Origin of the sequence: Pseudomonas sp. QTF5, from assembly GCF_000512695.2 — a bacterium.
Lineage (GTDB): Bacteria > Pseudomonadota > Gammaproteobacteria > Pseudomonadales > Pseudomonadaceae > Aquipseudomonas.
This window is the reverse complement of the sequence record NZ_AZRW02000006.1, coordinates 1-24,328: the sequence shown is the minus strand read 5'-3', so window position 1 is coordinate 24,328 and position 24,328 is coordinate 1. Positions and strand designations below refer to the sequence as shown.

The 24,328-nt window shown below is 59.9% G+C and carries 25 protein-coding genes; 13 read left to right on the top strand and 12 right to left on the bottom strand.

Annotated features, from left to right (window positions below):
- Positions 1 to 7: 7 nt before the first annotated feature.
- The 4 genes from rlmH to IC37_RS06615 form a co-directional block, all read right to left on the bottom strand.
- Complete coding sequence (gene rlmH, locus IC37_RS06630; RefSeq protein ID WP_003185785.1) at positions 8 to 475, bottom strand: 23S rRNA (pseudouridine(1915)-N(3))-methyltransferase RlmH; 468 nt, start codon at positions 473 to 475, stop codon at positions 8 to 10.
- A gap of 9 nt (positions 476 to 484) precedes the next feature.
- Entirely contained in the window at positions 485 to 979 is a 495-nt protein-coding gene (gene rsfS, locus IC37_RS06625; RefSeq protein ID WP_030129542.1) for a ribosome silencing factor, read from the bottom strand.
- 72 nt (positions 980 to 1,051) lie between these two features.
- Positions 1,052 to 1,741, bottom strand: a complete 690-nt coding sequence (gene nadD, locus IC37_RS06620; RefSeq protein ID WP_030129543.1) for a nicotinate-nucleotide adenylyltransferase — start codon at positions 1,739 to 1,741, stop codon at positions 1,052 to 1,054.
- Position 1,742: 1 nt separating this feature from the next.
- Positions 1,743 to 3,014 (bottom strand): glutamate-5-semialdehyde dehydrogenase, encoded by a 1,272-nt coding sequence (locus IC37_RS06615; protein ID WP_030129544.1) that lies wholly within the window; start codon positions 3,012 to 3,014, stop codon positions 1,743 to 1,745.
- Positions 3,015 to 3,203: 189 nt separating this feature from the next.
- Between IC37_RS06615 and IC37_RS06610 the strand changes: the two genes are divergently transcribed.
- Positions 3,204 to 3,902, top strand: a complete 699-nt coding sequence (locus tag IC37_RS06610; RefSeq protein WP_030129545.1) for a DNA-3-methyladenine glycosylase — start codon at positions 3,204 to 3,206, stop codon at positions 3,900 to 3,902.
- Between the two features lie 195 nt (positions 3,903 to 4,097).
- On the top strand, positions 4,098 to 5,414 hold the full coding sequence (locus tag IC37_RS06605; RefSeq protein ID WP_030129546.1) for a bifunctional DedA family/phosphatase PAP2 family protein: 1,317 nt from the start codon (positions 4,098 to 4,100) through the stop codon (positions 5,412 to 5,414).
- Positions 5,415 to 5,526: 112 nt separating this feature from the next.
- Here IC37_RS06605 and IC37_RS29945 read toward each other — a convergent pair whose 3' ends face one another.
- The 4 genes from IC37_RS29945 to IC37_RS06590 all read right to left on the bottom strand — a co-directional run bounded on the left by IC37_RS29945 (position 5,527) and on the right by IC37_RS06590 (position 7,474).
- Positions 5,527 to 5,685 (bottom strand): hypothetical protein, encoded by a 159-nt coding sequence (locus tag IC37_RS29945; RefSeq protein ID WP_158225653.1) that lies wholly within the window; start codon positions 5,683 to 5,685, stop codon positions 5,527 to 5,529.
- Positions 5,686 to 5,797: 112 nt separating this feature from the next.
- Positions 5,798 to 6,388 (bottom strand): LON peptidase substrate-binding domain-containing protein, encoded by a 591-nt coding sequence (locus IC37_RS06600; protein WP_030129547.1) that lies wholly within the window; start codon positions 6,386 to 6,388, stop codon positions 5,798 to 5,800.
- Between the two features lie 10 nt (positions 6,389 to 6,398).
- Complete coding sequence (locus IC37_RS06595) at positions 6,399 to 7,115, bottom strand: LrgB family protein (protein WP_030129548.1); 717 nt, start codon at positions 7,113 to 7,115, stop codon at positions 6,399 to 6,401.
- Entirely contained in the window at positions 7,112 to 7,474 is a 363-nt protein-coding gene (locus IC37_RS06590) for a CidA/LrgA family protein (protein ID WP_030129549.1), read from the bottom strand. The genes IC37_RS06595 and IC37_RS06590 overlap by 4 nt, the downstream gene beginning before the upstream one ends.
- Before the next feature lie 180 nt (positions 7,475 to 7,654).
- On the opposite strand from IC37_RS06590, the gene IC37_RS06585 reads away from it, so the two are divergent.
- The 3 genes from IC37_RS06585 (at position 7,655) to IC37_RS06575 (ending at position 10,609) form a co-directional block, all read left to right on the top strand.
- Positions 7,655 to 8,110 carry a MaoC family dehydratase gene (locus tag IC37_RS06585; protein WP_030129550.1) on the top strand — a complete coding sequence of 152 codons (456 nt, stop codon included), beginning with the start codon at positions 7,655 to 7,657 and terminating at the stop codon, positions 8,108 to 8,110.
- Positions 8,111 to 8,224: 114 nt separating this feature from the next.
- Positions 8,225 to 9,940: a C13 family peptidase gene (locus IC37_RS06580; RefSeq protein ID WP_030129551.1), complete on the top strand. Its 1,716-nt coding sequence runs from the start codon at positions 8,225 to 8,227 to the stop codon at positions 9,938 to 9,940.
- A 27-nt stretch (positions 9,941 to 9,967) separates the two neighbouring features.
- Positions 9,968 to 10,609 (top strand): oxidoreductase, encoded by a 642-nt coding sequence (locus IC37_RS06575; RefSeq protein WP_030129552.1) that lies wholly within the window; start codon positions 9,968 to 9,970, stop codon positions 10,607 to 10,609.
- 127 nt (positions 10,610 to 10,736) lie between these two features.
- Here the strand turns inward: IC37_RS06575 and IC37_RS06570 are convergent, their stop codons facing one another.
- The 4 genes from IC37_RS06570 to IC37_RS06555 form a co-directional block, all read right to left on the bottom strand.
- A complete protein-coding gene (locus IC37_RS06570; RefSeq protein WP_030129553.1) occupies positions 10,737 to 11,021 on the bottom strand; it encodes a YceK/YidQ family lipoprotein in 285 nt (94 codons plus the stop codon).
- A complete protein-coding gene (gene ubiX / locus IC37_RS06565; protein WP_030129554.1) occupies positions 11,014 to 11,646 on the bottom strand; it encodes a flavin prenyltransferase UbiX in 633 nt (210 codons plus the stop codon). The genes IC37_RS06570 and ubiX overlap by 8 nt, the downstream gene beginning before the upstream one ends.
- Positions 11,643 to 12,992 (bottom strand): UDP-N-acetylmuramate:L-alanyl-gamma-D-glutamyl-meso-diaminopimelate ligase, encoded by a 1,350-nt coding sequence (mpl, locus tag IC37_RS06560; RefSeq protein ID WP_030129555.1) that lies wholly within the window; start codon positions 12,990 to 12,992, stop codon positions 11,643 to 11,645. The genes ubiX and mpl overlap by 4 nt, the downstream gene beginning before the upstream one ends.
- Positions 12,993 to 13,177: 185 nt before the next feature.
- The gene (locus IC37_RS06555; RefSeq protein ID WP_030129556.1) at positions 13,178 to 15,091 is read right to left on the bottom strand and encodes a sigma-54-dependent Fis family transcriptional regulator; all 1,914 of its coding nucleotides are present in this window, start codon (positions 15,089 to 15,091) and stop codon (positions 13,178 to 13,180) included.
- A gap of 453 nt (positions 15,092 to 15,544) precedes the next feature.
- Between IC37_RS06555 and IC37_RS06550 the strand changes: the two genes are divergently transcribed.
- The 8 genes from IC37_RS06550 to ppa all read left to right on the top strand — a co-directional run bounded on the left by IC37_RS06550 (position 15,545) and on the right by ppa (position 24,194).
- Complete coding sequence (locus tag IC37_RS06550) at positions 15,545 to 17,065, top strand: aldehyde dehydrogenase family protein (protein WP_030129557.1); 1,521 nt, start codon at positions 15,545 to 15,547, stop codon at positions 17,063 to 17,065.
- A 284-nt stretch (positions 17,066 to 17,349) separates the two neighbouring features.
- Complete coding sequence (gene eat, locus IC37_RS06545; RefSeq protein WP_030129558.1) at positions 17,350 to 18,720, top strand: ethanolamine permease; 1,371 nt, start codon at positions 17,350 to 17,352, stop codon at positions 18,718 to 18,720.
- Positions 18,721 to 18,922: 202 nt separating this feature from the next.
- Complete coding sequence (locus IC37_RS06540; protein ID WP_030129559.1) at positions 18,923 to 20,317, top strand: ethanolamine ammonia-lyase subunit EutB; 1,395 nt, start codon at positions 18,923 to 18,925, stop codon at positions 20,315 to 20,317.
- An 8-nt stretch (positions 20,318 to 20,325) separates the two neighbouring features.
- Positions 20,326 to 21,150 carry an ethanolamine ammonia-lyase subunit EutC gene (gene eutC / locus IC37_RS06535; protein WP_030129560.1) on the top strand — a complete coding sequence of 275 codons (825 nt, stop codon included), beginning with the start codon at positions 20,326 to 20,328 and terminating at the stop codon, positions 21,148 to 21,150.
- 112 nt (positions 21,151 to 21,262) lie between these two features.
- A complete protein-coding gene (locus IC37_RS06530) occupies positions 21,263 to 21,724 on the top strand; it encodes an N-acetyltransferase (protein ID WP_030129561.1) in 462 nt (153 codons plus the stop codon).
- Between the two features lie 345 nt (positions 21,725 to 22,069).
- Positions 22,070 to 22,726 (top strand): DedA family protein, encoded by a 657-nt coding sequence (locus tag IC37_RS06525; RefSeq protein ID WP_030129562.1) that lies wholly within the window; start codon positions 22,070 to 22,072, stop codon positions 22,724 to 22,726.
- A 6-nt stretch (positions 22,727 to 22,732) separates the two neighbouring features.
- The gene (locus IC37_RS06520) at positions 22,733 to 23,545 is read left to right on the top strand and encodes a zinc-dependent peptidase (protein ID WP_030129563.1); all 813 of its coding nucleotides are present in this window, start codon (positions 22,733 to 22,735) and stop codon (positions 23,543 to 23,545) included.
- A 121-nt stretch (positions 23,546 to 23,666) separates the two neighbouring features.
- On the top strand, positions 23,667 to 24,194 hold the full coding sequence (gene ppa / locus IC37_RS06515; RefSeq protein ID WP_007894323.1) for an inorganic diphosphatase: 528 nt from the start codon (positions 23,667 to 23,669) through the stop codon (positions 24,192 to 24,194).
- Positions 24,195 to 24,328 lie beyond the last annotated feature (134 nt).

Genomic DNA, 24,328 nt, shown 5'->3' with positions numbered 1-24,328 from the left:
GGCAGAACTACTTGTGGTAAGGGTGGCCGGACAGCACTGTCCAGGCACGATACAGCTGTTCGCCGATCAGAATCCGCACCAATGGGTGCGGCAATGTCAACGGCGACAACGACCAGCGTTGATCCGCCCGCGCACAGACTTCCGGCGCCAGCCCCTCGGGGCCGCCGACCATGAAATTCACCGTGCGCGAGTCCAGCCGCCAGCGATCGAGTTCAACCGCCAGTTGCTCGGTGCTCCAGGGCTTGCCGTGGACTTCGAGGGTGACAATGCGCTCATTCGGCCCGACCTTGGCCAGCATGGCTTCGCCTTCCTGACGGATAAAGCGCGCCACGTCGGCGTTCTTGCCGCGGGTGTTGAGCGGAATTTCCACCAGTTCCAGCGCCAGCTCGGACGGAAGACGCTTGGCATATTCATGCCAGCCTTCTTCCACCCATTTGGGCATGCGTGAACCGACGGCGATCAGTCGCAGTCGCACAGCGTTCCCTTATTGCTGGTCTTTGTTGAGCTTGGTGAAATGCTCATGGGTGTTTTCCGGGCTGTGATGCGCAGCGCTGGCCGAACGGCTCTGCTCGGCACCGGCCCACAGGCGTTCCAGGTCATAGAACTGGCGCGCCGAGGCAGTCATCATGTGTACGATGACATCGTCCATGTCCAGCAACACCCAGTCGCTGTCGCCCTTGCCTTCTTCACCCAACGGCTTGACGCCCTTGGCCTTGACCGCCTCGCGGACCTTGTCCAGCATCGCGCCGATCTGGCGGTTGGAAGTACCGGTAGCGATGATCATGAAGTCAGTGATGCTCTGCTTTTCACGAACGTCGATCACCTGAATGTCCTGGGCCTTGACGTCTTCCAGGGCAGCTACGGCAACCTTGACCAGCTCTTCGCCGGCAAGTACCACGCCGGTGTGAGCCTCTACTGGCAGCGGAGCGCTCTTGAATGTGCCCTTGCGCTTTACTTTGCTTACGTCTTTGTCAGTCATATAAAACTCGTTTTGCTCGTATGTTCGGGCGCTTCGATACACGCGTTCACGTGCCTTGAAGCGCGCCCTTTTTCAGTTCGACGCACGGTAGAGTCCGTGCGCATCGATGTAGGCCAGGACCGCGTCGGGCACCAGGAAACGTACCGACTTACCGCTGGCCAGCAGTTGACGGATCTGGGTGGCGGATACCGCGAGCGGCGTCTGCCAGACGAATGCAATCTGTCCGCTCGGCCCTTTGAGGGCCAGCGGGTCGCTCACCGAGCGCGCTGCCAGCAGGTTGCGCAAGGCATCCGGCGGTTCGCTGTCGGCATCCGGGCGTTGCAGCACCAGGATGTGGCAATGCTGGAGCAACTCTTCCCAGCGGTGCCAAGTGGGCAGGCCGCAAAATGCGTCCCAGCCCAAAAGTAGAAAAACCTGGTCTGGGGCGGCCAGTTCGGCGCGCATCAGTTCCAGGGTGTCGATGGTGTAGGACGGTTTGTCCCGCTGCAATTCGCGGGCGTCCACCACCAACGGCGGCACATCGGCCACCGCGCACTTGACCATCGCCAGACGGTCCTTCGCTGACACCTGCGGCGTGCCCCGATGAGGCGGCCTGGCACTGGGTGTCAGACGCAACTCATCGAGCGCCAGCGATTCGGCGACTTCCAGCGCACCGCGCAAATGGCCGATGTGCACCGGGTCGAAGGTCCCGCCCAGTACGCCAATGCGTCGAGGCTGGGGCTCGCTGGCGGTCACTTGGGTTGACGGGTCGAGGTCGCCCAAGTCAGACCGACTCCTGGCCGCGCAACTGACCGTCACCGACCACGATGTACTTCTCGCAGGTCAGACCTTCGAGGCCCACCGGACCGCGGGCGTGCAGCTTATCAGTAGAAATGCCAATCTCGGCACCCAATCCGTATTCGAAGCCATCGGCGAAGCACGTCGGGGTGTTGATCATGACCGAAGACGAATCGACTTCAGCCACGAAACGCCGGGTGTCGGCCAGGTTTTCGCTGACGATCGAATCGGTGTGATGGGAGCCGTACTTGTTAATATGCTCGATGGCCTGATCCAGCCCATCGACCACGCGAATCGAGAGGATCGGCGCCAGGTATTCGGTGTGCCAGTCTTCTTCAGTGGCCGCAACGGCCTCGACGATCGCCCGGGCACGCTCGCAACCGCGCAGTTCGACGCCTTTCTCGCGGAACTGGGCAGCCATCGACGGCAGGAACTCCTTGGCGACAGCCTGATCGACCAGCAAGGTTTCCATGGCGCCACAGATACCGTAACGGTAGGTCTTGGCGTTGAACGCGATGCGCTGGGCTTTCGGCAGATCGGCGTGGGCACTGACGTAGACGTGACAGATGCCGTCCAGATGCTTGATGACGGGCACGCGGGCATCGCGACTGACCCGTTCGATCAGCCCACGGCCGCCACGGGGCACGATGACGTCGACGTATTCGGGCATGGTGATCAGTGCGCCGACGGCGGCCCGATCGGTGGTTTCGACCACTTGCACCACAGCGGCCGGAAGATCGGCCTCGGCCAGGCCGCGCTGGATGCAGGCGGCGATGGCACGGTTGGAATGAATCGCCTCGGAGCCGCCCCGCAGGATGGTCGCGTTGCCGGACTTCAGGCACAGGCTGGCGGCATCGATGGTCACGTTCGGCCGTGATTCGTAGATGATCCCGATCACGCCCAATGGCACGCGCATCTTGCCAACCTGAATGCCAGACGGGCGATAACTCATGTCGCGAATCGCGCCGACCGGGTCCGGCAATGCCGCGACCTGGCGTAAACCGACGATCATGCCATCGATGCGCGCCGGGGTCAGCGCCAGACGTTCCAGCAGAGCAGGTTCGAGACCGTTGGCGCGGCCGGCGGCCAAATCCAGTTCATTGGCTGCGGTCAGCTCGGTGCGTGCAGCATCCAGCGCATTGGCAGCCGCCTGCAAGGCGCGGTTTTTCTGCCCGGTGCTGGCACGGCCGATCACGCGGGAAGCTTCGCGGGCGGCGCGCCCCAAACGGGTCATGTAGTCAAGAACGGACTCAGTCATGGTCTGCAATGGTCTTTGCTAAGGTCTTGGTAAAGAGTAAAGCGGCAGATTATAGCTGTCGCGTCCCGGGACTAACAGCGGTGACAGGCGGATGGTCGAAATGGAGCGCAATTTGCCGACGTTCAGCCGGGATTAAGCTGCATATTGTTATCATCACGACTCAATCAGCCCTGATAAACGCTGTCCATCATGACCAACCTGCCTGTTTCTGCATCCACTACGCGCCAGCCCAAGGGGCTGCCGGATGCATTTTTCGACCGCGATGCCCAAACGCTGGCCCGGGATTTACTGGGCAAAATCATCCGTCATCGGATCGGCGACCTGTGGCTCAGTGCCCGAATCATCGAGACCGAAGCCTATTACTGTGAAGAAAAAGGCAGCCACGCCTCCTTGGGCTACACAGAAAAGCGTAAGGCTTTGTTTCTGGATGGCGGCCACATCTATATGTATTACGCCCGGGGCGGCGATTCCCTGAACTTCAGCGCTCAGGGCCCAGGCAATGCAGTGTTGATCAAATCCGCCTATCCATGGGTCGACGAACTGAGCGGGCCGGCGAGCCTGGCGCAGATGCTATTGAACAATCCCGATGCTCAGGGTCGCCCTCGCCCCTCACAAAAGCTGTGCGCCGGGCAGACGCTGCTTTGCAAGGCGCTGGGGCTGAAGGTGCCGATCTGGGATGCCAAACGCTTCGACCATGAAGTGCTGCTGGTGGAAGATGTCGGGCCGGCGCCCGGCCACATCATCCAGACTACACGCCTGGGCATTCCCCACGGGCGCGACGAACATTTGATGTACCGTTTTGTTGATGCGGCTTACGCACTTTACTGCACGCGTAACCCGCTGCGCCGGGGGCAAGTCGAAGGTCGCGATTATTTTTTGCTGTCCTGAAATTTGCCTGGACTTGATACAAACGGGAATCTCCTGTGGGAGCGGGCTTGCTCGCGAAGAGGCCATCACCTCCAGCATAAATGCTGAATGACGGATCGCTTTCGCGAGCAAGCCCGCTCCCACAGGGAAATCTGTGTGTAGTGAAGATTGTGTTCGTCCCTAGGGACCGATTGATTATTCGATGGAGTTGTTTTTATGGGCCCATGGCTCGATAGCGTGACCGGTTGGCTGACGGTCAATCCGCAGTGGCTGGCCGCGGCAGTGTTCATAGTGGCTTGCGTGGAATGCCTGGCGATTGTCGGACTGATCGTGCCCGGCACGGTGTTGTTGTTTGCCGTGACGGTGCTGGCCGGCAGTGGCGCGCTGTCGTTGGGTGAAACGTTGCTGTTGGGCTTTCTCGGCGGTGTGCTGGGCGACATCGTTTCGTACTTTTTAGGGCGACATTTCCACCAGAACATCCGTCGCCTGCCGGGGTTGCGCCATCATCCGGAATGGATCGCCGGGGCCGAGGCTTATTTCCAGCGTTATGGCATCGCCAGCCTGTTGGTCGGACGCTTTATCGGCCCGCTGCGGCCAATGCTACCGATGGTTGCCGGGATGTGCGACATGCCCTTCCCGCGCTTCGCCGTCGTCAGCCTGTTGGCTGCCGCGGGCTGGAGCGTTGCGTATCTGCTGCCCGGTTGGGCCACGGGTGCGGCCATTCGCTTGCCGTTGCCGGAAGGCTTCTGGCCACAGGCCGGGATCGTCGCGGGCAGCATTGCGCTGATGGTGGGGCTGAGTGCAACCAGCAGTCTGCGCCGACATCGCAAGGCCACGATGTTCATCGCCGGGATGAGCTTTCTGATTCTGGCGGGACTGTTCATCGGCTATCCGCACCTGACCGCACTCGACCAAGGGTTGATGGCCCTGGTGCAGGAACACCGCAGCCCGATGCTCGATGAAGCGGCCGTGGTGTTCACGTTGATCGGCGAATTCCACAACATGTTTATGTTCAGCGCCCTGCTGACAGCCTTGCTGTTGCTCACCCGCCAGTGGCGGCATGCAATCTTCGCTGGCGGCACTTTGCTTTTCACCGCTTTGGGCAACACCGCAACCAAGCATTTTTTCGCCCGCGTTCGCCCGGAAGTACTGAGCGATCCACTGACCAGCTACAGCATGCCCAGCGGCCATGCCTCGGGCTCTTTCGCACTGTTCCTGACGCTCGCGGTTCTGGCGGGTCGTGGACAACCGCCGCGAATGCGCCTGACCTGGTTATTGTTGGGCTGCTTGCCGGCACTGACAATTGCCCTGTCGCGGGTATACCTGGGCGCGCACTGGCCGACCGATGTGCTGGCCGGCGCGATGTTGGCATCGTGCGTGTGTGCGGCGAGCCTTTGGCTGTCTCAACGCCAGACTTCGCTCAATGCCATGCCGCCGAAAATCTGGTGGCTGGTGTTGCCGTCGTTGGTGGCGTTATTCGGGTTCTTTGCGCTGCGGCATTTGCCGCATACGATGTTGCGGTATGCGTACTAACACCGAATTTTTCGGTGCTGGAACACCAACGCCCTGGCTTCCTGCTCATAAACAAAAGCCCCCGACTCTAAGAGTCGAGGGCTTTTGCTATTTCATTATCAGCAAGTCGTATTCAAGAACGCTCACGCTTACGCATTTCCAGCACTAGAGCATCGGCCAGCTTGCCTGCGTACTCCGCTGTTTCCTCGCGGGTACCACTCGAATAGTTTTTGAGCATATACCCAACCGCAACCGCTTCCCAAAGTTCTTTTTCGTTCGTATAAATAGTCATATAAAGATCCCTTTTATTAGTAAATACCTACCTCATGTGGGCAGGGCTCAATCTAATTAAGATGGGACTTCAGCACAACACTATTGGCTGATTAAGTTACGACAAGATGCAACTAAGAAAACAACTCACCCTGCAACTCATCCAGCAACGCCTGAATCGCATCCAGCCGTTGTTGCGGATCATCGAGTTGCAGCAGATTGATCTTGTCCATCTCGGCAAACGGCAGCAGATACGCCAACTGATTGGCCAGCGACTGTTGCCCCGTCGCTTCGGTGCCCATGCTCAGCGCTTCGACCATCGGGTGCTCCGCCAAAGCCTTGAGCAGCGCGACCAGGTCGGCGTCGTCATCCTGTAGCGGTTGCTCGGGCTCATCTTTGAGCCACTCGACTTCGGCGACGATCAACTGGTTGCGCTGCACCTCGGTGCGTACAACGTGGAAACGCCGCCCGCCCTTCACCCGAATACCCAGCAGGCCGTTGTCCTGCTGATGAAAATCGGTGATCAGCGCCTCGCACCCCACCCGTGAGTAGCCTTCGGGGGCGACGCCGACTTCTTCGCCGTCGAGGATGCACACCACGCCGAAGCCGCCGCCCTGTTTCATGCAGCGACCGATCATGTCCAGGTAGCGCGCCTCGAAGATCTGCAAGTCGAGGATGCAGTCCGGAAACAGCACCGTGTTCAGCGGAAAAAGCGGCAAACTCATAGACATTTCCTTACACCACCATCGACACCGCCAACGGCAGGAACACCGCCGTGGCCACGCCCATCAGACTCATCGCCAGCGCCGCGAAGGCGCCGCACTCTTCATTTTCCTGCAAGGCCACCGAGGTACCGACCGCATGGGCGGTCATGCCCAGGGCCATACCACGGGCCTCTGGGCTGTGGACACCGAGGCGAGTCAAAAGACTCGGCCCGAAGATCGCCCCGATCACCCCGGTAATCAACACGAACACCGCCGCCAACGCCGCGACGCCACCAATCTGCTCCGCCACCAGCATGGCAATCGGCGAGGTCACCGATTTGGGGGCCAGGGTCATCAGGATCATGTGGTCGGCACCGAACCACCAGCCCAGCAACACAACCATGCCCGTGGCGACCACGCCACCTATCACCAGCGTAGTAAATATCGGCCAGAACAACTGACGGATCCGCCGCAGGTTGAGGTACAGCGGCACCGCCAGCGCAACGGTAGCCGGCCCGAGCAAGATACTGAGGATCTCAGTGCTCTTGCGGTATTCGGCGTAGCTCAGGCCGCAACTGACCAGTACACCGATGACCAGTAACATGGAGACCAGCACCGGTTGCAGAAAAATCCAGCGGGTTTTCTCGAACGCCGCCAGCACCAACTGATACGCCCCCAGGGTAATGCCAATACCGAACAGCGGATGATGAATCACCGACACCCAGGCGCCGTGCCAATCGAACATCATTGGTCGTCCTCGGGATGGGCATGACGCTTGACCAAGCGCTCCATCAGCACCCCCGCGAAGGTCATCGACAGCAGCAACGACAACACCAGCGCACCGGTGATCGCCCAGAAATCCGCGGCAATGTCGGCGGCGTAAACCATCACCCCCACCGCCGGCGGCACCAGCAGCAACGGCAGGTAACGCAGCAGGCTACTGGCCGCGAGGTTCAGCGGCTCGCCGACTTGACCGCGAATAATCAGATACCCCAGCAACAGCAGCAGGCCAACGATCGGCCCCGGCAGCACCGGCAAAAACAAATGGTTGAGGGCGGTGCCGAGCAATTGAAAAAGCACCAGCCAGGTCAGGCCACGTAACAACATCCATCATCTCCCGCAAAAGGCGCGAGGCATTATAAGCACGCCAACGCTATGAATCGGCATTCGCCAAAAGCATGAATAGTTGACCGGAGCAATTTGCCATGTTGATCTAAAGTGGTTCGCAGGGAGGTCAAATCCCCCACTCGAAAAACTATAAAACCGATGAACCCAAGGAGAGTCTCAATGCCCTATGTTCCAGTTGCAGAGCTCAAAGATTATGTCGGCAAGGAACTCGGACGTTCCCAATGGCTCACCATCGATCAGGAACGTATCAACCTGTTCGCAGAAGCCACAGGCGATTATCAGTTCATCCATGTCGACCCGATCAAAGCCGCGCAAACACCTTTTGGCAGCACCATCGCCCATGGTTTCCTGTCGTTGTCGCTGATCCCCAAACTGATGGAAGACATCCTCATCCTGCCCGAAGGCGCGAAGATGGTGGTCAACTATGGCCTGGACAGCGTGCGTTTCATCCAGCCCGTAAAGGTCAATTCCAGGGTTCGACTCAAGGTCGACATGAACGACGTCACCGAGAAGAAACCCGGCCAATGGCTGCTCAAGGCCACCGCCACGCTTGAAATCGAAGGGTCGGACAAACCGGCGTATATCGCCGAGCCGCTGTCCCTCTGCTTCGTGTAAAGCATCCCGGATGCGAAGCAGCTCACGCTGTTTCGCGCCGTGTCTCTGCCGTGTCTCTATAAATGCGACACATAGCTGCGGCATACTCGGTCGCCTAATTGCCCGGATCCCGCTATGCGCTCACTTGCACTCCTTGCTTTGACCCTGTTGCTCACCGCTTGCGGCGATGGCGAATCGCTGTTGCCTCCCGACGCCCGCCTGCCGGACGGCGGACGCTATCGCGGTGATCTGGTCAACGGCTTGCTGCAAGGCGAGGGCCGCATCGATTACCCGAACGGCAGCTGGTACGCCGGCCAGTTCGACAAAGGCCAATGGCATGGCCAGGGCGAATGGCACGGCAGCAACGGCGAGGTCTATCGCGGGCAATTCCAGCAAGGGCTATTCGACGGCCAAGGCACGCTGACCACCACTGGCAGCAGCTATACCGGCGGTTTCAAGGCGGGTCGACGGGACGGTGAAGGCACCCTCAAAGAAAACGCCATGACCTACCGCGGCGAATTCAAGGCCGATCAATATTCAGGGCTCGGTCGTCTGGAACTCGAAGACGGCAGCCAGTACCAGGGGCAATTCGCCCACGGCAAACCCAACGGCGAAGGCCAGCGCAGCGATGCCAGCGGCAATCAGTTCACCGGGCATTTCGCCGACGGCCAGCTGGAAGGCAATGGCACCTTCAACAGCGCCGATGGCGATATCTATGTCGGCGGTTTCAAGAACAATCAACTGCATGGCAAGGGCCGCTACGAAAACGCTGACGGCGATGTCTGGCTCGGTCAGTTCAAGGAAGGCGTGCTCAGCGGCAAAGGCGAGTTGATCGGTGCCGACGGCAGTCACTATATCGGTCAGTTCAGCGACTGGCGTTTCACCGGCCAGGGGCGCTTGAACCTGGCCGATGGCAGCTTCTATATCGGCCAGTTCGACGGCGACAACTATCAGGGCAAAGGTACTCTGGTGCTGACCGATGGCACGGTCCAGAGCGGCACCTGGGTCAACAGTCAGCGCGTGCGCGACGCCGACGGCAAGCTGCTGCCCGACCCCCTCGAACTCGGCTTGTTGGCCCAAGGTCGCTTGCTCGACGATGCGCTGGCTAACGTCCCGGCCTCGACCCCGGCGGTCGAACTGTACACCTTGACCCTCGGCGGCGACGGCAAGCAGAGCGTGTTCCTGCGCGAGTCCGATTACGTCGCCAACATGCTCGCCAGCCGTTTCGGCGCCTTCGGCCAGATCCGCTTGGTCAACCATCGCGACCACCTCGGTGACCGGCCGATGGCCACACGGGAAAACCTGCGCCGCGCCGCCCAGACCCTGGCTGAGCGCAGTGGCCCGGAAGACTTGCTGTTCATTTACCTGACCAGCCATGGCTCCAGTGAACACGAACTGGTGCTCGACCAGCCACGCATGGAACTGGCCGACTTGCCCGCCGACGAACTCGCCGCTGTCCTCGCGCCCCTGAAAAAGCGCGACAAAATCATCGTGATTTCGTCCTGTTATTCCGGCGGTTTCATCCCCGCCCTCAAGGACGAACGCACCCTGATCATGACCGCCTCGCGCGCCGACCGAGTGTCCTTTGGGTGTTCGGAAGAAGCCAACTTCACTTATTTCGGCGATGCGCTGTTCGCCCAGGCGCTGAACCAGACCGATGATCTGGAGCAAGCCTTCAAACTGGCCAGGGCCACCGTGGCCGAACGTGAACTGGCCGATAACTTCGAAGCCTCCGAGCCGCAAATCTGGGCCCCGAAAACCGTTCTCGCCCACTGGCAATCGTTACGCAAACAGCAGGCACGAAAGGCACTGCAAAGTGTCTCTATCAGCAAGGATGAAAAGAGCAACTAAGCTGAATAGTATCAAGGGGGAATGACTATGTACTTGACGCCTCAGCATGTATTGCTTGCCGGAGCCACCGGGTTAACCGGTGAACATTTGCTTGACCGTCTACTCAACGAGCCAACGATTACACGGGTATTAGCCCCCTCACGCCGGCCGCTGGCCGAGCATCCCCACCTGGAAAACCCGGTCGGCGACCCGGCGGTGTTTTTGCCGCAATTGAACGGTCGCGTCGACATTGCCTACTGCTGCCTCGGCACCACAATCAAACAAGCCGGCTCCGAGCAAGCGTTTCGCGCGGTGGACCTGGACATGGTCGTGGCCTTCGCCAAGCGTGCGCGTGAAATGGGCGCACGGCACTTGATCGTGATCAGCGCCCTGGGCGCCGATCGCAGATCCTCGATTTTCTACAATCGGGTCAAAGGCGAGATGGAACACGCATTGCGCGCGCAGAATTGGCCGCAGCTGACCATTTGCCGGCCTTCGTTGTTATTGGGCGATCGCGTCGAGCCACGACTGGGCGAGAAAGTCGCCGGTCCGTTGTCGCGATTGATTCCGGGCAAGTACCACGGCATCGAAGCCTGCCAACTGGCCCGCGCCATGTGGCGCCTGGCGCTGGAAGAGCAGGATGGCGTGCGGATTGTCGAGTCGGATGAGTTGCGCAAGTTAGGCAAGTAATTCAGCGGAGCCCAAACGGACGCCTTCGCGAGCAAGCCCGCTCCCACATTGGATTTGTGAACGACACAGATCAAATGTGGGAGCGGGCTTGCTCGCGAAGGGCGCAACATCGATTCAAAGCCGAGCGCTACAAACCACCCGTCGCTTGAAAACTTACGCCAATCACCGTCAACAACGACAGCGGCAACAGCAACGTGTCGAGCAACACACTGGCCGGCAGGTCAACACCCGGATAACTCGGCGCTTCGGCACCGAATCTGTCCATGGCGCAGCACCCGCCATTCATCGCATACAAATCCAGACGCGTCCCCGAATACACCACCGGCGCTCCAGGCTTGGCAGCATCGAGGGTGCGCGCCGTGGCGCAACCCGCCAGTTGCACAGCCAACAGGATGATCAGCAGTTTATTCATCGCTGCTCAAATGGTGTTCGCCCCAGCGCGGCAGCATATCTTGCGGAATGTTCAGCAGATTGAGAATTCGCGCCACGACGAAGTCGATCAAGTCATCGATGGTCTGCGGCTGGTGATAGAAGCCCGGCGACGCGGGCAGAATGGTCACGCCCATGTTCGACAGCTTGAGCATGTTCTCCAGATGAATGCTCGAATACGGCGCCTCGCGCGGCACCAGAATCAGCTGGCGGCGCTCCTTCAAGGTCACGTCGGCAGCCCGTTCGATCAAGTTATTGCAGGCGCCGGTCGCGATAGCCGACAAGGTCCCGGTGGAACATGGCACCACAACCATTGCCGCTGGCGAGCCAGACCCCGAAGCCACCGGCGACATCCAGTCTTCTTTGCCGTACACCCGAATCTGCCCGGCGGCGGCGCCGGTGTATTCAGTGAGGAAGGCTTGCATCATTTGCGGTTTGGACGGCAGCGAAACATCGGTCTCGGTGGCCATCACCAGTTGCGCGGCCTTGGAGATCAGGAAGTGCACCTCGCGGTCTTCACGCACCAGGCAGTCGAGCAGGCGCAAGCCGTACTGAGCACCCGAAGCGCCGGTCATCGCCAGCGTGATGCGTTCCGGACCGTTGTTCATTGCAGCGCCTCGGCCAGTTTGCCGTGCAGCCCGCCGAAGCCGCCGTTGCTCATGATCACCACGTGCGTGCCGGGCTGAGCCTGGCTCTTCACGCGCTCGATGATGCCTTCCAGCGAATCGCTGACGATCGACGGCACCGTGCACAACGCGGCAGTGGCGCCCAGATCCCAACCGAGGTTGGCCGGCGAATACCAGATCACCTGATCGGCATCGACCACACTTTCCGGCAAGCCATCGCGGTGAGCGCCAAGTTTCATGGAGTTGGAGCGTGGCTCGATGATCGCGATCAGTGGCGCGTCGCCAATGCGTTTGCGCAGACCGTCGAGGGTGGTGGCGATAGCGGTCGGGTGGTGAGCGAAATCGTCGTAGATGGTGATACCACGGACTTCCGCGACTTTTTCCATCCGCCGCTTCACGCTTTTGAACGCGCTCAGTGCAGCGATGCCCATCGACGGCACTACGCCGACGTGACGCGCAGCGGCCAAGGTGGCCAAGGCGTTGGCGACGTTGTGTTGACCGGTCATGTCCCACTCGACCACGCCTTGAGCGACGCCTTCAAACATCACTTCGAACTTCGAGCCGTCTTCGCTGAGCAGTTTGACCTGCCACTGACCGCCGGCACCGGTGGTTTGCACCGGGGTCCAGCAGCCCATGTCGATAACACGCTGCAATGCCGGTTCAGTGGTTGGATGGATCACCAGGCCTTCGCTCGGAATGGTCCGTACCAAATGGTGAAACTGCCGCTCGATGGCTGGCAGATCGGGGAAGATGTCGGCGTGATCGAACTCAAGATTGTTCAGGATCGCCGTACGCGGACGGTAGTGAACGAATTTGGAGCGTTTGTCGAAGAACGCACTGTCGTATTCGTCGGCTTCGATCACGAAGAACGGCGTGCCGCCCAGACGCGCCGACACCGAGAAATTCTGCGGCACGCCGCCGATCAGGAAACCCGGGCTCATGCCCGCGTGCTCCAGGACCCAGGCGAGCATGCTGCTGGTGGTGGTTTTGCCGTGTGTGCCGGCAACCGCCAGCACCCAGCGGCCTTGCAATACGTGATCCGCCAGCCATTGCGGGCCGGAGACGTACGGCAGGCCTTTGTTCAGCACGTATTCGACGGCCGGGTTGCCGCGAGACATGGCATTGCCGATCACCACAAGGTCCGGGGCCGGATCGAGCTGCGCCGGGTCGTAACCTTGGGTCAACTCAATGCCCTGGGCTTGCAGCTGAGTGCTCATCGGCGGATAGACGTTGGCATCGGAGCCCGTCACGTGATGGCCCAGCTCTTTGGCCAGAACCGCCATCGAACCCATGAAAGTGCCGCAAATACCAAGAATATGAATGTGCATAGTCGACCTCGTAAAACATGGCCGCAGGTTAGCGTAGGAAGGGGAAAATCGCACCTTTGTTTCTGACTTGAGGACGCCTTCGCGAGCAAGCCCGCTCCCACACTGGTTCTGCAGCGAACACAACATAGGCAACGCCACCGATCAAATGTGGGAGCGGGCTTGCTCGCGAATGGCCGCGACGCTGTTTAACGGGCGATACCGTGTTTACGCAGCTTTCTGTAAAGAGTATTGCGGCTGACACCCAGCTGTTCAGCCGTGTGCGTCATGTGCCAGCGCTGCTGCTCCAGCACAGTCAGCAACGCCAGCCGCTCGGCATCGTCCAGCGGATACTCGGACGGGGCTTCAACCGCCGGTACTGTCACCGTTCGGGCTTGGCGAATCATCGCCGGCAAATCCCCCAGGCCGATCCGACCGCCATCACACAATGCCGCCAGGGTCCGCAGCACATTGCGCAACTGCCGCACATTCCCCGGCCAGGCAAAATCCAGCAAGGCCTGCCGCGCCGGCCCGTCGATCAATACCGTCTCCCCGCCCGCCTCTTCGGCCAGCAAAAAGTCGAGCAACTGTGATTTGTCAGCGCGCTCACGCAGCGCCGGCAATGCGACTTCCAGCCCATTGAGCCGGTAATACAAATCCTCGCGAAAACTGCCGTCCTGCACCCGTTCAAGCAGATTGCGGTGAGTGGCGCTGATGATCCGCACATTGACCGATTCCGGCTCACCGCCAATCGGCACCACCTGACGGTCTTCCAGAACCCTTAATAGACGGGTCTGCATGCTCAGCGGCATGTCACCGATTTCATCGAGGAACAAAGTCCCGCCATCGGCCTGCTGCAACTTGCCACGCATGCCTTCCTTGCGGGCACCGGTGAAGCTGCCGCCGCGATAACCGAACAGTTCGCTCTCGATCAGGCTTTCGGGAATCGCCGCGCAATTGAGGGCGACGAACGATTTTTCTGCCCGTTGACTGGCCTGATGCACGGCTTTGGCGAAGGCCTCCTTGCCTGAACCGGTTTCGCCGTTGATCAGCAATGGCACGTCCCGTTCAAACACGCGCAAGGCCTTGCGGAAATCCTCCTGCAACGCGGCATCCCCCAGGCAAATGCCTGACAAGCGCGGACGCTCTGCAAGCATCGGGCTTTGCACCACTGGCACCGGAATACTGCGCGGCTGCCCGCGCAACACGGCAAACAGCCGCCGCCCGTCGCGGGTGCGCAACGGCCAACTGGCGCTGGCATTGGCGCTCGCCCGGCCGAGCAATTCATCCAGAGAGCAGTCGAAAAACGCCTCCACCGGTTTGCCCAACAACCCACCACGAATATGCCCCAGCAAATTCAGCGCACTCTGATTGACCGCACTGATCCGCCCTTCCCCGTCGAACGCCAGCAACCCTTCGCTGAACAGCCCGACGGATTCGGCCTGTAGGTGAAAGCGCAGCAACCATTGATTGTCGAAGTAACGCAGGAAATAGCAGCTCTCGATCATCTTCGCCGAGAGATTGACCAGAGCCATGGTGTGGAACTGGCTCTGCCGCGAAACCTCGTGACGCGCCGAAGACACGTCGAGCACCGCCAGCAGCTCTCCATGAGGATCGAACACCGGGCTCGCCGAGCAGGTCAGGCCGGTGTGACGCCCCCGAAAATGTTCGTCTTGATGGATGGTCAGGGACTGGCGCTCCACCAGGCAGGTGCCGATGCCATTGGTGCCTTCGCAGGCTTCGCTCCAGTCGGCGCCCAGCCAAAGGCCGGCGCGCTCGAAAATCTTCCGTTCGGTAGGCGCGGTGACGCAGTTGAGGATCACCCCGCGAGCATCGGTCAGCAGCACCGCGTGGCCGGCGCCGGAAAGTTGCTGGTGAAGGCTGGTCATTTCGTTGCCGGCAATCTGCAGCACTTGCTGCAAGCGTTCGCGACTTTCCAGCACGCGGCCATGCTCCAGCACCGTCGGCGCCATGGTCAGGGCCGGGTCGAGGTGATAGTCCTCAAGACAACGCAGCCAGGAACGGGCAATGGACGGATCGCTGCCGGGACCGTGCAGGTGGGATTTACCCTGGGTCACGGTCAGCACTTGCTGGGCATGGCGACTCAAATGGTTGTCGTGCATTTCTTATTATTCTCCCCGAGAGGTGAGTACTTACCTGGCCACTCCTGTGGCGAGGGGGCTTGCCCCCGTTCGGCTGCGCAGCAGTCGTAAATCCTGTGTACGCGGTGTATCCGGGAAATCGAGTTTGGGGGCTGCTTCGCAGCCCAACGGGGGCAAGCCCTCTCACTACAGAAGGATTACCTGTGTGGCAATTTGAGGCCCAGCATCCTCCAGCCATCGACGCATTGCAATGCTGGCAAGACCCACCAGTCACAGCCTGCGCCACAAACGGTACAAAGTGTCACAGGGGCTGTACCGCAAGCGTCACAAACACCACCCATCCGTCCGACAAAAAACACGCAAGGCCTTGATTTACCTGACCTGCAAGGCGCTGGCCCGAGCTTTGCTCTACGCTTAATGCAGCGCTTTAGCGCGTCCTCCCTTATAAGCACAAAAGCCAAGGAGAAACCCATCATGCGTTACGCTCACCCCGGTACTGAAGGCGCTATCGTTTCGTTCAAGAGCAAATACGGTAACTACATCGGCGGCGAGTTCGTCGCGCCTGTCAAAGGTCAGTACTTCACCAATACCTCGCCGGTCAACGGCCAACCTATTGCCGAATTCCCGCGTTCCACCGCCGAAGACATCGAAAAGGCCCTGGACGCTGCCCATGCCGCCGCCGATGCCTGGGGCGCCACGTCCGCCCAGGCACGCTCGCTGGTCCTGCTGAAAATCGCCGATCGCATCGAACAGAACCTGGAAGTGCTGGCGATCACCGAATCCTGGGACAACGGCAAGGCCGTTCGCGAAACCCTCAACGCCGACATCCCGCTGGCCGCCGACCATTTCCGCTACTTCGCCGGTTGCATCCGCGCCCAGGAAGGCAGCGCCGCCGAGATCGACGGCAACACCGTGGCCTATCACATCCATGAACCGCTGGGCGTGGTCGGGCAGATCATCCCGTGGAACTTCCCGATTCTGATGGCCGCCTGGAAACTCGCCCCGGCCCTGGCCGCTGGCAACTGCGTGGTCCTTAAACCTGCCGAGCAAACGCCACTGGGCATCACCGTGCTGATGGAACTGATCGGCGACCTGCTGCCACCCGGTGTACTCAATGTGGTGCAAGGCTTTGGCAAAGAAGCCGGTGAAGCCCTGGCCACCAGCAAGCGCATCGCCAAGATCGCCTTCACAGGCTCTACCCCCGTCGGCTCGCACATCATGAAATGCGCCGCCGAAAACATCATTCCGTCCACCGTGGAGCTGGGTGGCAAGTCGCCAAACATCTTCTTCGCCGACATCATGCAAGCCGAACCGACTTTCATCGAGAAAGCCGCCGAAGGCCTGGTGCTGGCGTTCTTCAACCAGGGCGAAGTCTGCACCTGCCCGTCCCGCGCCCTGGTGCAGGAATCGATCTACGACGAGTTCATGAAAGTGGTCATGAACAAAGTCCTGCAAATCAAACGTGGCGACCCACTGGACACCGACACCATGGTCGGCGCCCAGGCATCCGAGCAGCAGTTCGACAAAATCCTTTCGTACCTGGAAATCGCCAAAGGCGAAGGCGCCGAGCTGTTGACCGGCGGCAAGGTAGAAAAACTCGAGGGTAGCCTGGCGACCGGGTATTACATCCAGCCGACCCTGCTCAAGGGCACCAACAAAATGCGCGTGTTCCAGGAAGAAATCTTTGGCCCGGTGGTGAGCATCACCACCTTCAAGGACGAAGCCGAAGCCCTGGCCATCGCCAACGATACCGAGTTCGGCCTGGGTGCCGGCCTCTGGACCCGCGACATCAACCGCGCCTACCGCATGGGCCGTGCCATCAAGGCCGGTCGTGTGTGGACCAACTGCTACCACCTGTACCCGGCGCATGCCGCGTTCGGTGGTTACAAAAAGTCCGGCGTCGGTCGTGAAACCCACAAAATGATGCTCGATCACTATCAGCAGACCAAAAACCTGCTGGTGAGCTACGACATCAATCCGTTGGGCTTCTTCTAAAAACCGGGGGCGATGCAGGGTAGTTCTGTATCGCCCTTCGAACCGATTTCGCGAGCAAGTCGGATCGCCGCACCGCCGCTCCCACACTAGATTTCCGACGTGCCCAGACTTGCAGGCACACCGCAGGCCCAATGTGGGAGCGGGCTTGCTCGCGAAGGCGCCCTAAATGACACACCAATCATCGCCCTGCTGGTCTGGCATGGGCTTTGCGTGCCCGCTCTACACCTAAAACGCCATACCCGAAAGTCCAACAGATCAAACAATAAAAAAGACAGAGAGGACTTATGACTTCTACTACACAGCTCAAACCCACACTCGGCACCCTGCATTTATGGGGCATTGCCGTCGGCCTGGTGATTTCCGGCGAGTATTTCGGCTGGAGTTACGGCTGGGGCACCGCAGGCACCTTGGGTTTTCTCGTCACCGCCCTGATGGTGGCGACGATGTACACCTGCTTCATCTTCAGTTTCACCGAATTGACCACCGCCATTCCCCACGCTGGCGGGCCGTTTGCCTACAGTCGTCGGGCGTTTGGTGAAAGAGGCGGACTGATCGCCGGGATTGCCACCCTGATCGAATTCGTCTTTGCGCCACCGGCAATTGCCATGGCCATCGGCGCATACCTCAACGTGCAATACCCGGAACTGGACCCGAAGATCGCCGCTGTTGGCGCCTATTTCGTGTTCATGGGTTTGAATATCCTCGGCGTGAGCATCGCAGCCACTTTCGAATTGGTGGTCACCGTGCTGGCGGTCGCCGAGTTGCTGGTGTTCATGGGCGTGGTCGCACCGGGCTTCAGCTTCAGCAATTTCGTGCTCAATGGTTGGTCAGGTTCCAACGAATTCACCATGGCCTCGATTCCCGGCATCTTTGCGGCGATACCTTTCGCGATCTGGTTCTTCCTCGCCATTGAAGGCGCAGCCATGGCCGCCGAGGAAGCCAAAGACCCGAAACGCACGATTCCCAGGGCTTACGTCAGTGGCATTCTGACCTTGGTGTTCCTGGCCATCGGCGTCATGGTGATGGCTGGCGGTGTCGGCGACTGGCGCCAACTGTCGAACATCAACGATCCGCTGCCTCAGGCGATGAAAGCCGTGGTTGGCAATAATTCGACCTGGATGCACATGCTGGTATGGATCGGCCTGTTTGGCCTGGTGGCGAGTTTCCACGGGATCATTCTTGGCTACTCGCGACAGTTCTTCGCCTTGGCTCGCGCCGGTTACCTGCCCAGAGGGCTGGCCAAACTGTCGCGCTTCCAGACGCCGCACCGGGCGATTCTGGCCGGCGGCGTGATCGGCATCGCGGCGATCTACAGCGACGGCCTGGTCAACCTGCAGGGCATGACGCTGACGGCTGCGATGATCACCATGTCGGTATTCGGCGCCATCGTGATGTACATCATCAGTATGCTGAGTCTGTTCAAGTTGCGTAAAACCGAGCCGAACCTGGAACGCACCTTCCGTGCGCCGGGTTACCCGATCGTACCGGGGATCGCGCTGTTTCTGGCGGTGGTATGCCTGGTGGCGATGGCGTGGTTCAACACCTTGATCGGGTGTGTGTTCCTCGGGTTCATGGCGGCCGGTTACCTGTATTTCCAACTGACTGCCAAGCAGCGTTCCGACGCGCCGGCGGATGCGATGCTCGAAGGCGTCTGAGTTGCACCGGCGCCGGGCTGATTCCCGGCGCCTGCCATATTGAAGTGCACGCAGTTCTCATGTGGGAGCGGGCTTGCTCGCGAAGGCGGAGTGTCATTCACAACACATGTTGGATGTCAGAACGCCTTCGCGAGCAAGCCCGCTCCCACAGGGGGTCGGCGGTGCATTTGAGTTATTTATTGAATCAGGAGGACACCGCCCCATGGCCGTATTTGCCCATACCGTCGGCGCCCAGACCTACCGCTTCGACAGTCTCAAAGACGTCATGGCCAAAGCCAGCCCGGCGCGCTCCGGGGACTTTCTGGCCGGCGTTGCCGCCCTCAATGATGGCGAGCGGGTGGCCGCGCAGATGGCCCTGGCTGACATCCCGCTGACTCACTTCCTACAAGAAGTACTGATTCCTTACGAGACCGATGAAGTCACCCGGCTGATCATCGACACTCACGATAAACAGGCTTTTAAAGCGGTCAGCCACCTCACTGTTGGCGGCTTTCGTGACTGGCTGCTCAGCGACGCCGCCGACGAACAGAGCCTGCGCGCCCTCGCTTCGGGCCTGACCCCGGAAATGGCCGCCGCCGTGTCAAAGATCATGCGTGTGCAGGACCTGGTGCTGGTGGCGCAGAAAATCCGCGTGGTCACGAAATTCCGCGGCACTCTGGGTCTGCGCGGCCGGCTCTCGACACGCCTGCAACCCAATCACCCCACCGACGAACCGGCCGGCATCGCCGCGAGCATTCTCGACGGCCTCCTGTACGGCAACGGTGACGCGATGATCGGCATCAACCCGGCCACCGACAGCATCGCTTCGATCTGCGCCATGCTGGAAATGCTCGATGCGATCATCCAGCGCTACGAAATTCCGACACAGGCCTGCGTGCTGACCCACGTCACCACGTCCATCGAGGCGGTGAATCGCGGCGTTCCGCTGGACCTGGTGTTCCAGTCGATCGCCGGCACTGAAGCGGCCAACGCCAGTTTCGGCATCAACCTGAACGTCTTGCAGGAAGGCTATGACGCGGGTTTAAGCCTGAATCGCGGCACGTTGGGCCAAAATCTGATGTATTTCGAGACCGGTCAGGGCAGCGCCTTGTCTGCCAACGCCCACCACGGCATCGATCAACAGACCTGCGAAACCCGCGCCTACGCCGTGGCGCGCCATTTCAAACCGTTTCTGGTAAACACCGTTGTAGGCTTCATCGGCCCGGAATACCTCTACAACGGCAAACAAATCATCCGCGCCGGCCTCGAAGACCACTTCTGCGGCAAGCTGCTGGGCGTGCCCATGGGTTGCGACATCTGTTACACCAACCATGCCGAAGCCGACCAGGATGACATGGACACCCTGCTGACCCTGCTGGGCGTGGCCGGGATCAACTTCATCATGGGCATTCCCGGTTCCGACGACATCATGCTCAATTACCAGACCACGTCGTTCCACGACGCCCTTTACGCCCGAAAAACCTTGGGCCTTAAACCGGCGCCGGAATTTGAACAGTGGCTGGCGAACATGGGCATATTCACCCAGGCAGACGGCAAAATTCACTTCGGCGACAACCTGCCGCCGGCCTTTCGTCAGGCCATGGCGCAACTGGGATGAGTATTGAGATGGATAAACTACCTGTCGATCCGCAAAACCCGTTGCTGGAACTGCGTCGCCTGACCCCGGCACGTATTGCCCTCGGTCGTACAGGCACCAGTATGCCGACCAGCGCGCAGCTGGATTTTCAGTACGCCCATGCACAAGCCCGGGATGCGGTGCACCTGCCGTTCGATCACAGGGGGCTCAGTTCGCAACTGGTCGAGCGCGGACGTGAGAGTTTGCTGCTGCACAGCGCCGCCACGGACCGGAACAGCTATCTGCAGCGCCCCGATTTGGGGCGCAAGTTGAGTGACCAATCGGCGCAGACCCTGCGCGATTACGCACGGAGCCATCCTGGCGGGGTGGATTTGGCCGTCGTGGTGGCCGATGGCCTCTCGGCATTGGCCGTTCATCGCCACACCTTACCGTTTCTGGCGCGCATGGAAGAACAGACAGCCGCTGAAGGCTGGTCCCTGTCGCCGGTGATTCTGGTGGAACAGGGCCGAGTCGCGGTGGCCGACGAGATTGGCGAGCTGCTGGGCGCCAAAATGGTGGTCATTTTGATCGGCGAACGCCCCGGCTTGAGCTCGCCAGACAGCCTGGGGTTGTATTTCACCTATAATCCCAAAGTCGGACTGACAGATGCCTATCGCAACTGCATCTCGAATGTTCGGCTCGAAGGCTTGAGTTACGGCATGGCGGCACACCGCTTGCTGTATTTGATGCGCGAAGCCTGTCGGCGGCAGTTATCAGGGGTCAGTCTGAAGGACGAAGCCCAGGTTCAGACGCTGGAGTCGGACATTGGTGCAGATATGAAAGGTAATTTCCTACTGAGCCCGTCGGATACCTGAACCGTTTCCGCATTGCGTTTCTATTCAGGTTTCAGGCAGGATCGATGCACGGCCGCCAGGGTTTCCCGTCGCCGTCACCACGTAAGACAGCCACTTGAAGACGAGACCTACCATGCGGATTATTCAAGCGACCCTCGAACACCTCGACCTGCTGACCCCGTTGTTCGTCAAATATCGTGAGTTTTACGGTTCCCTGCCGTATCCGGACTCGTCCCGGGCGTTCCTCGAGAAACGCCTGCGGCGCAAGGAATCGGTGATCTACCTGGCCTTGGCCGATGACGACAACAACAAACTGATGGGTTTTTGTCAGTTGTACCCGAGCTTTTCGTCTCTTTCGCTTAAACGCGTGTGGATCCTCAACGACATCTACGTCGCCGAAGACGCCCGCCGCCAGTTGGTGGCCGACAACCTGATCCGCACCGCGAAAAAAATGGCCAAGGAGACCAATGCCGTGCGCATGCGCGTTTCCACCAGCAGCAATAACGAAGTCGCGCAGAAAACCTACGAATCCATCGGGTTCAAGGAAGATACAGAGTTCAAGAACTATGTGTTGCCGATCAGTGACGGGCTGTAACGCACAGCGTGATGCGGGGGGCTTTTGTGGCGAGGGAGCTTGCTCCCGTTCGGCTGCGCAGCAGTCGTAAAACCAACAGGTTAATTTTCTTGATACACCGCAGGACAAGGAGCGCTTCGCACTCCAGCGGGAGCAAGCTCCCTCGCCACCAGGATTGTGCAAAGCCAATAGGACCTGTGATCGACCCATCGACATCCCCCGCTACAAACTCGACGCGTTTTTCACCTCTTCCCCCGTATAATGCCCATTCTTCCGGCTCGTAAGAAAAATCACACTTAGCTGTAGTCTTACGCGAAGCCATCCGCACAGGCCTGCAGAGTCGGGCCATCACCACAGGTGCTTTCCATGGATTTCAACCCGATCGACCTTATCCTGCATCTCGATGTTTATCTCGACCTGCTGGTGACTAACTACGGGGCATGGATTTACGCCATTCTGTTTCTGGTGATCTTCTGCGAAACCGGTCTGGTGGTAATGCCGTTCCTACCGGGTGATTCCCTGCTGTTCATCGCGGGCGCCGTGGCGGCCGGTGGCGGCATGGATCCGGTGCTGCTGGGCGGCCTGCTGATGCTGGCGGCGATTCTCGGTGACAGCACCAACTACGTGATCGGCCGCACCGTTGGCGAACGGTTGTTCCGCAACCCGAACTCGAAAATTTTCCGCCGCGACTACCTGCAACAAACCCATGACTTCTACGACAAGCACGGCGGCAAAACCGTGACCCTGGCGCGCTTCATGCCAATCATCCGCACCTTTGCCCCCTTCGTCGCTGGCATTGGCAAAATGCCTTACCCACGGTTCTTTGCCTTCAGCGTCCTCGGCACCATCCTCTGGGTGGGTGGCTTGGTCACCCTCGGTTACTTCTTCGGCAACGTACCGTTCATCAAGAAAAACCTGTCGCTGCTGGTGGTGGGCATCATCCTGCTGTCGCTGCTGCCGATGATCATCAGCGTGATCCGCAGCCGCCTCGGTCATGCTGCGTCCAAAGCCGAACCCCGCTGACTCACGATGTGGTCCCTTAGCGCCTGGCGACGCCAGCGCACCCTGGCCAGGCATCCGATTGCCGACGACATGTGGCAACGGGTGCGCCATCACTTGAGTTTTCTCGATGGCCTCAGCGCAGCCGAAGACCAGTGGCTGCGCGAAGCCTGCGTGCTGTTCCTGCAAGACAAACACCTGACCGCCCTGCCCGGCGTCGAACTCCACCTGGAGCAACGCCTGCTGCTTGCCGCCCAGGCCCAATTGCCGCTGCTGCATCTGGGCGATCTGAACTGGTATCAGGGCTTTCATGAAATCATCCTCTACCCCGACGATTTCCTCAGTCCCCAGCGCCATCGCGATGCCAGCGGCGTCGAACACGAATGGGACGGCGAACATAGCGGCGAAGCCTGGCAGCAAGGCCCGATCATCCTCGCCTGGCCCGGCGTGATGGCCAGCGGTGGTTGGGAAGGCTACAACCTGGTCATCCACGAACTCGCGCACAAACTCGACATGCTCAACGGCGACGCCAATGGCCTGCCACCGCTGCATGCCGACATGCGCGTCAGCGACTGGGCCAAGGTCATGCAAGAGGCCTACAGTGACCTCGACCGGCAACTGGACCGCAACCCTGATGCTGAAACCGCCATCGACCCATACGCAGCGGAGAACCCCGCCGAGTTCTTCGCGGTCACCAGCGAATACTTCTTCAGCGCCCCGGATTTGTTGCACGAGGCTTATCCACAGGTTTATGAGCAGTTGAAGCTGTTTTACCGGCAGGATCCACTGGCGAGGCTGAAGCAACTTCTGGCCGAGAACCCGGTCTATCAGGCACACGACTAGCGGGCACCTGGGTCTCTACGACCTCTGGCGCATGGCAACGACGGCAGAATATGCCTATAATCGCCGCCACTTTTGGTCAATCCGGCCAAGTGTTTTTGGTCAACTACGGGGGCACCGCCCAATGAGCTACAGCAAGATTCCGGCTGGCAAAGACCTGCCGAACGACATCTACGTCGCGATCGAGATCCCGGCCAACCACGCGCCGATCAAATACGAAATCGACAAAGACAGCGACTGCCTGTTCGTTGACCGTTTCATGGCCACCCCGATGTTCTACCCGGCCAACTACGGTTACATCCCGAACACCCTGGCTGACGACGGTGATCCCCTCGACGTGCTGGTCGTGACGCCTTACCCGGTTGCTCCAGGTTCGGTAATCCGCGCGCGTCCGGTAGGCATCCTGAACATGACCGACGACGGCGGCGGCGATGCCAAAGTGATCGCGGTTCCACACGACAAGCTGTCCCAGCTGTACGTCGATGTGAAGGAATACACCGATCTGCCTGCGCTGTTGATTCAGCAGATCGAGCACTTCTTCGCGAACTACAAAGATCTCGAAAAAGGCAAATGGGTGAAGATCGAAGGCTGGGCCGGCGCAGATGCCGCCCGCGACGCGATCACCAAGTCGGTTGCTGCCTATAAAGGCTGAGCTGCGACGTTGAAGAAGAACCCCGGTTGATCCGGGGTTTTTTGTGGGTGCATGGAAATACGCCTTTAACAAGGGACTGTCATAAATTTTGTGTTCGGGCATAACATGTTGAAGAGGTGCATGTATGCCAACCA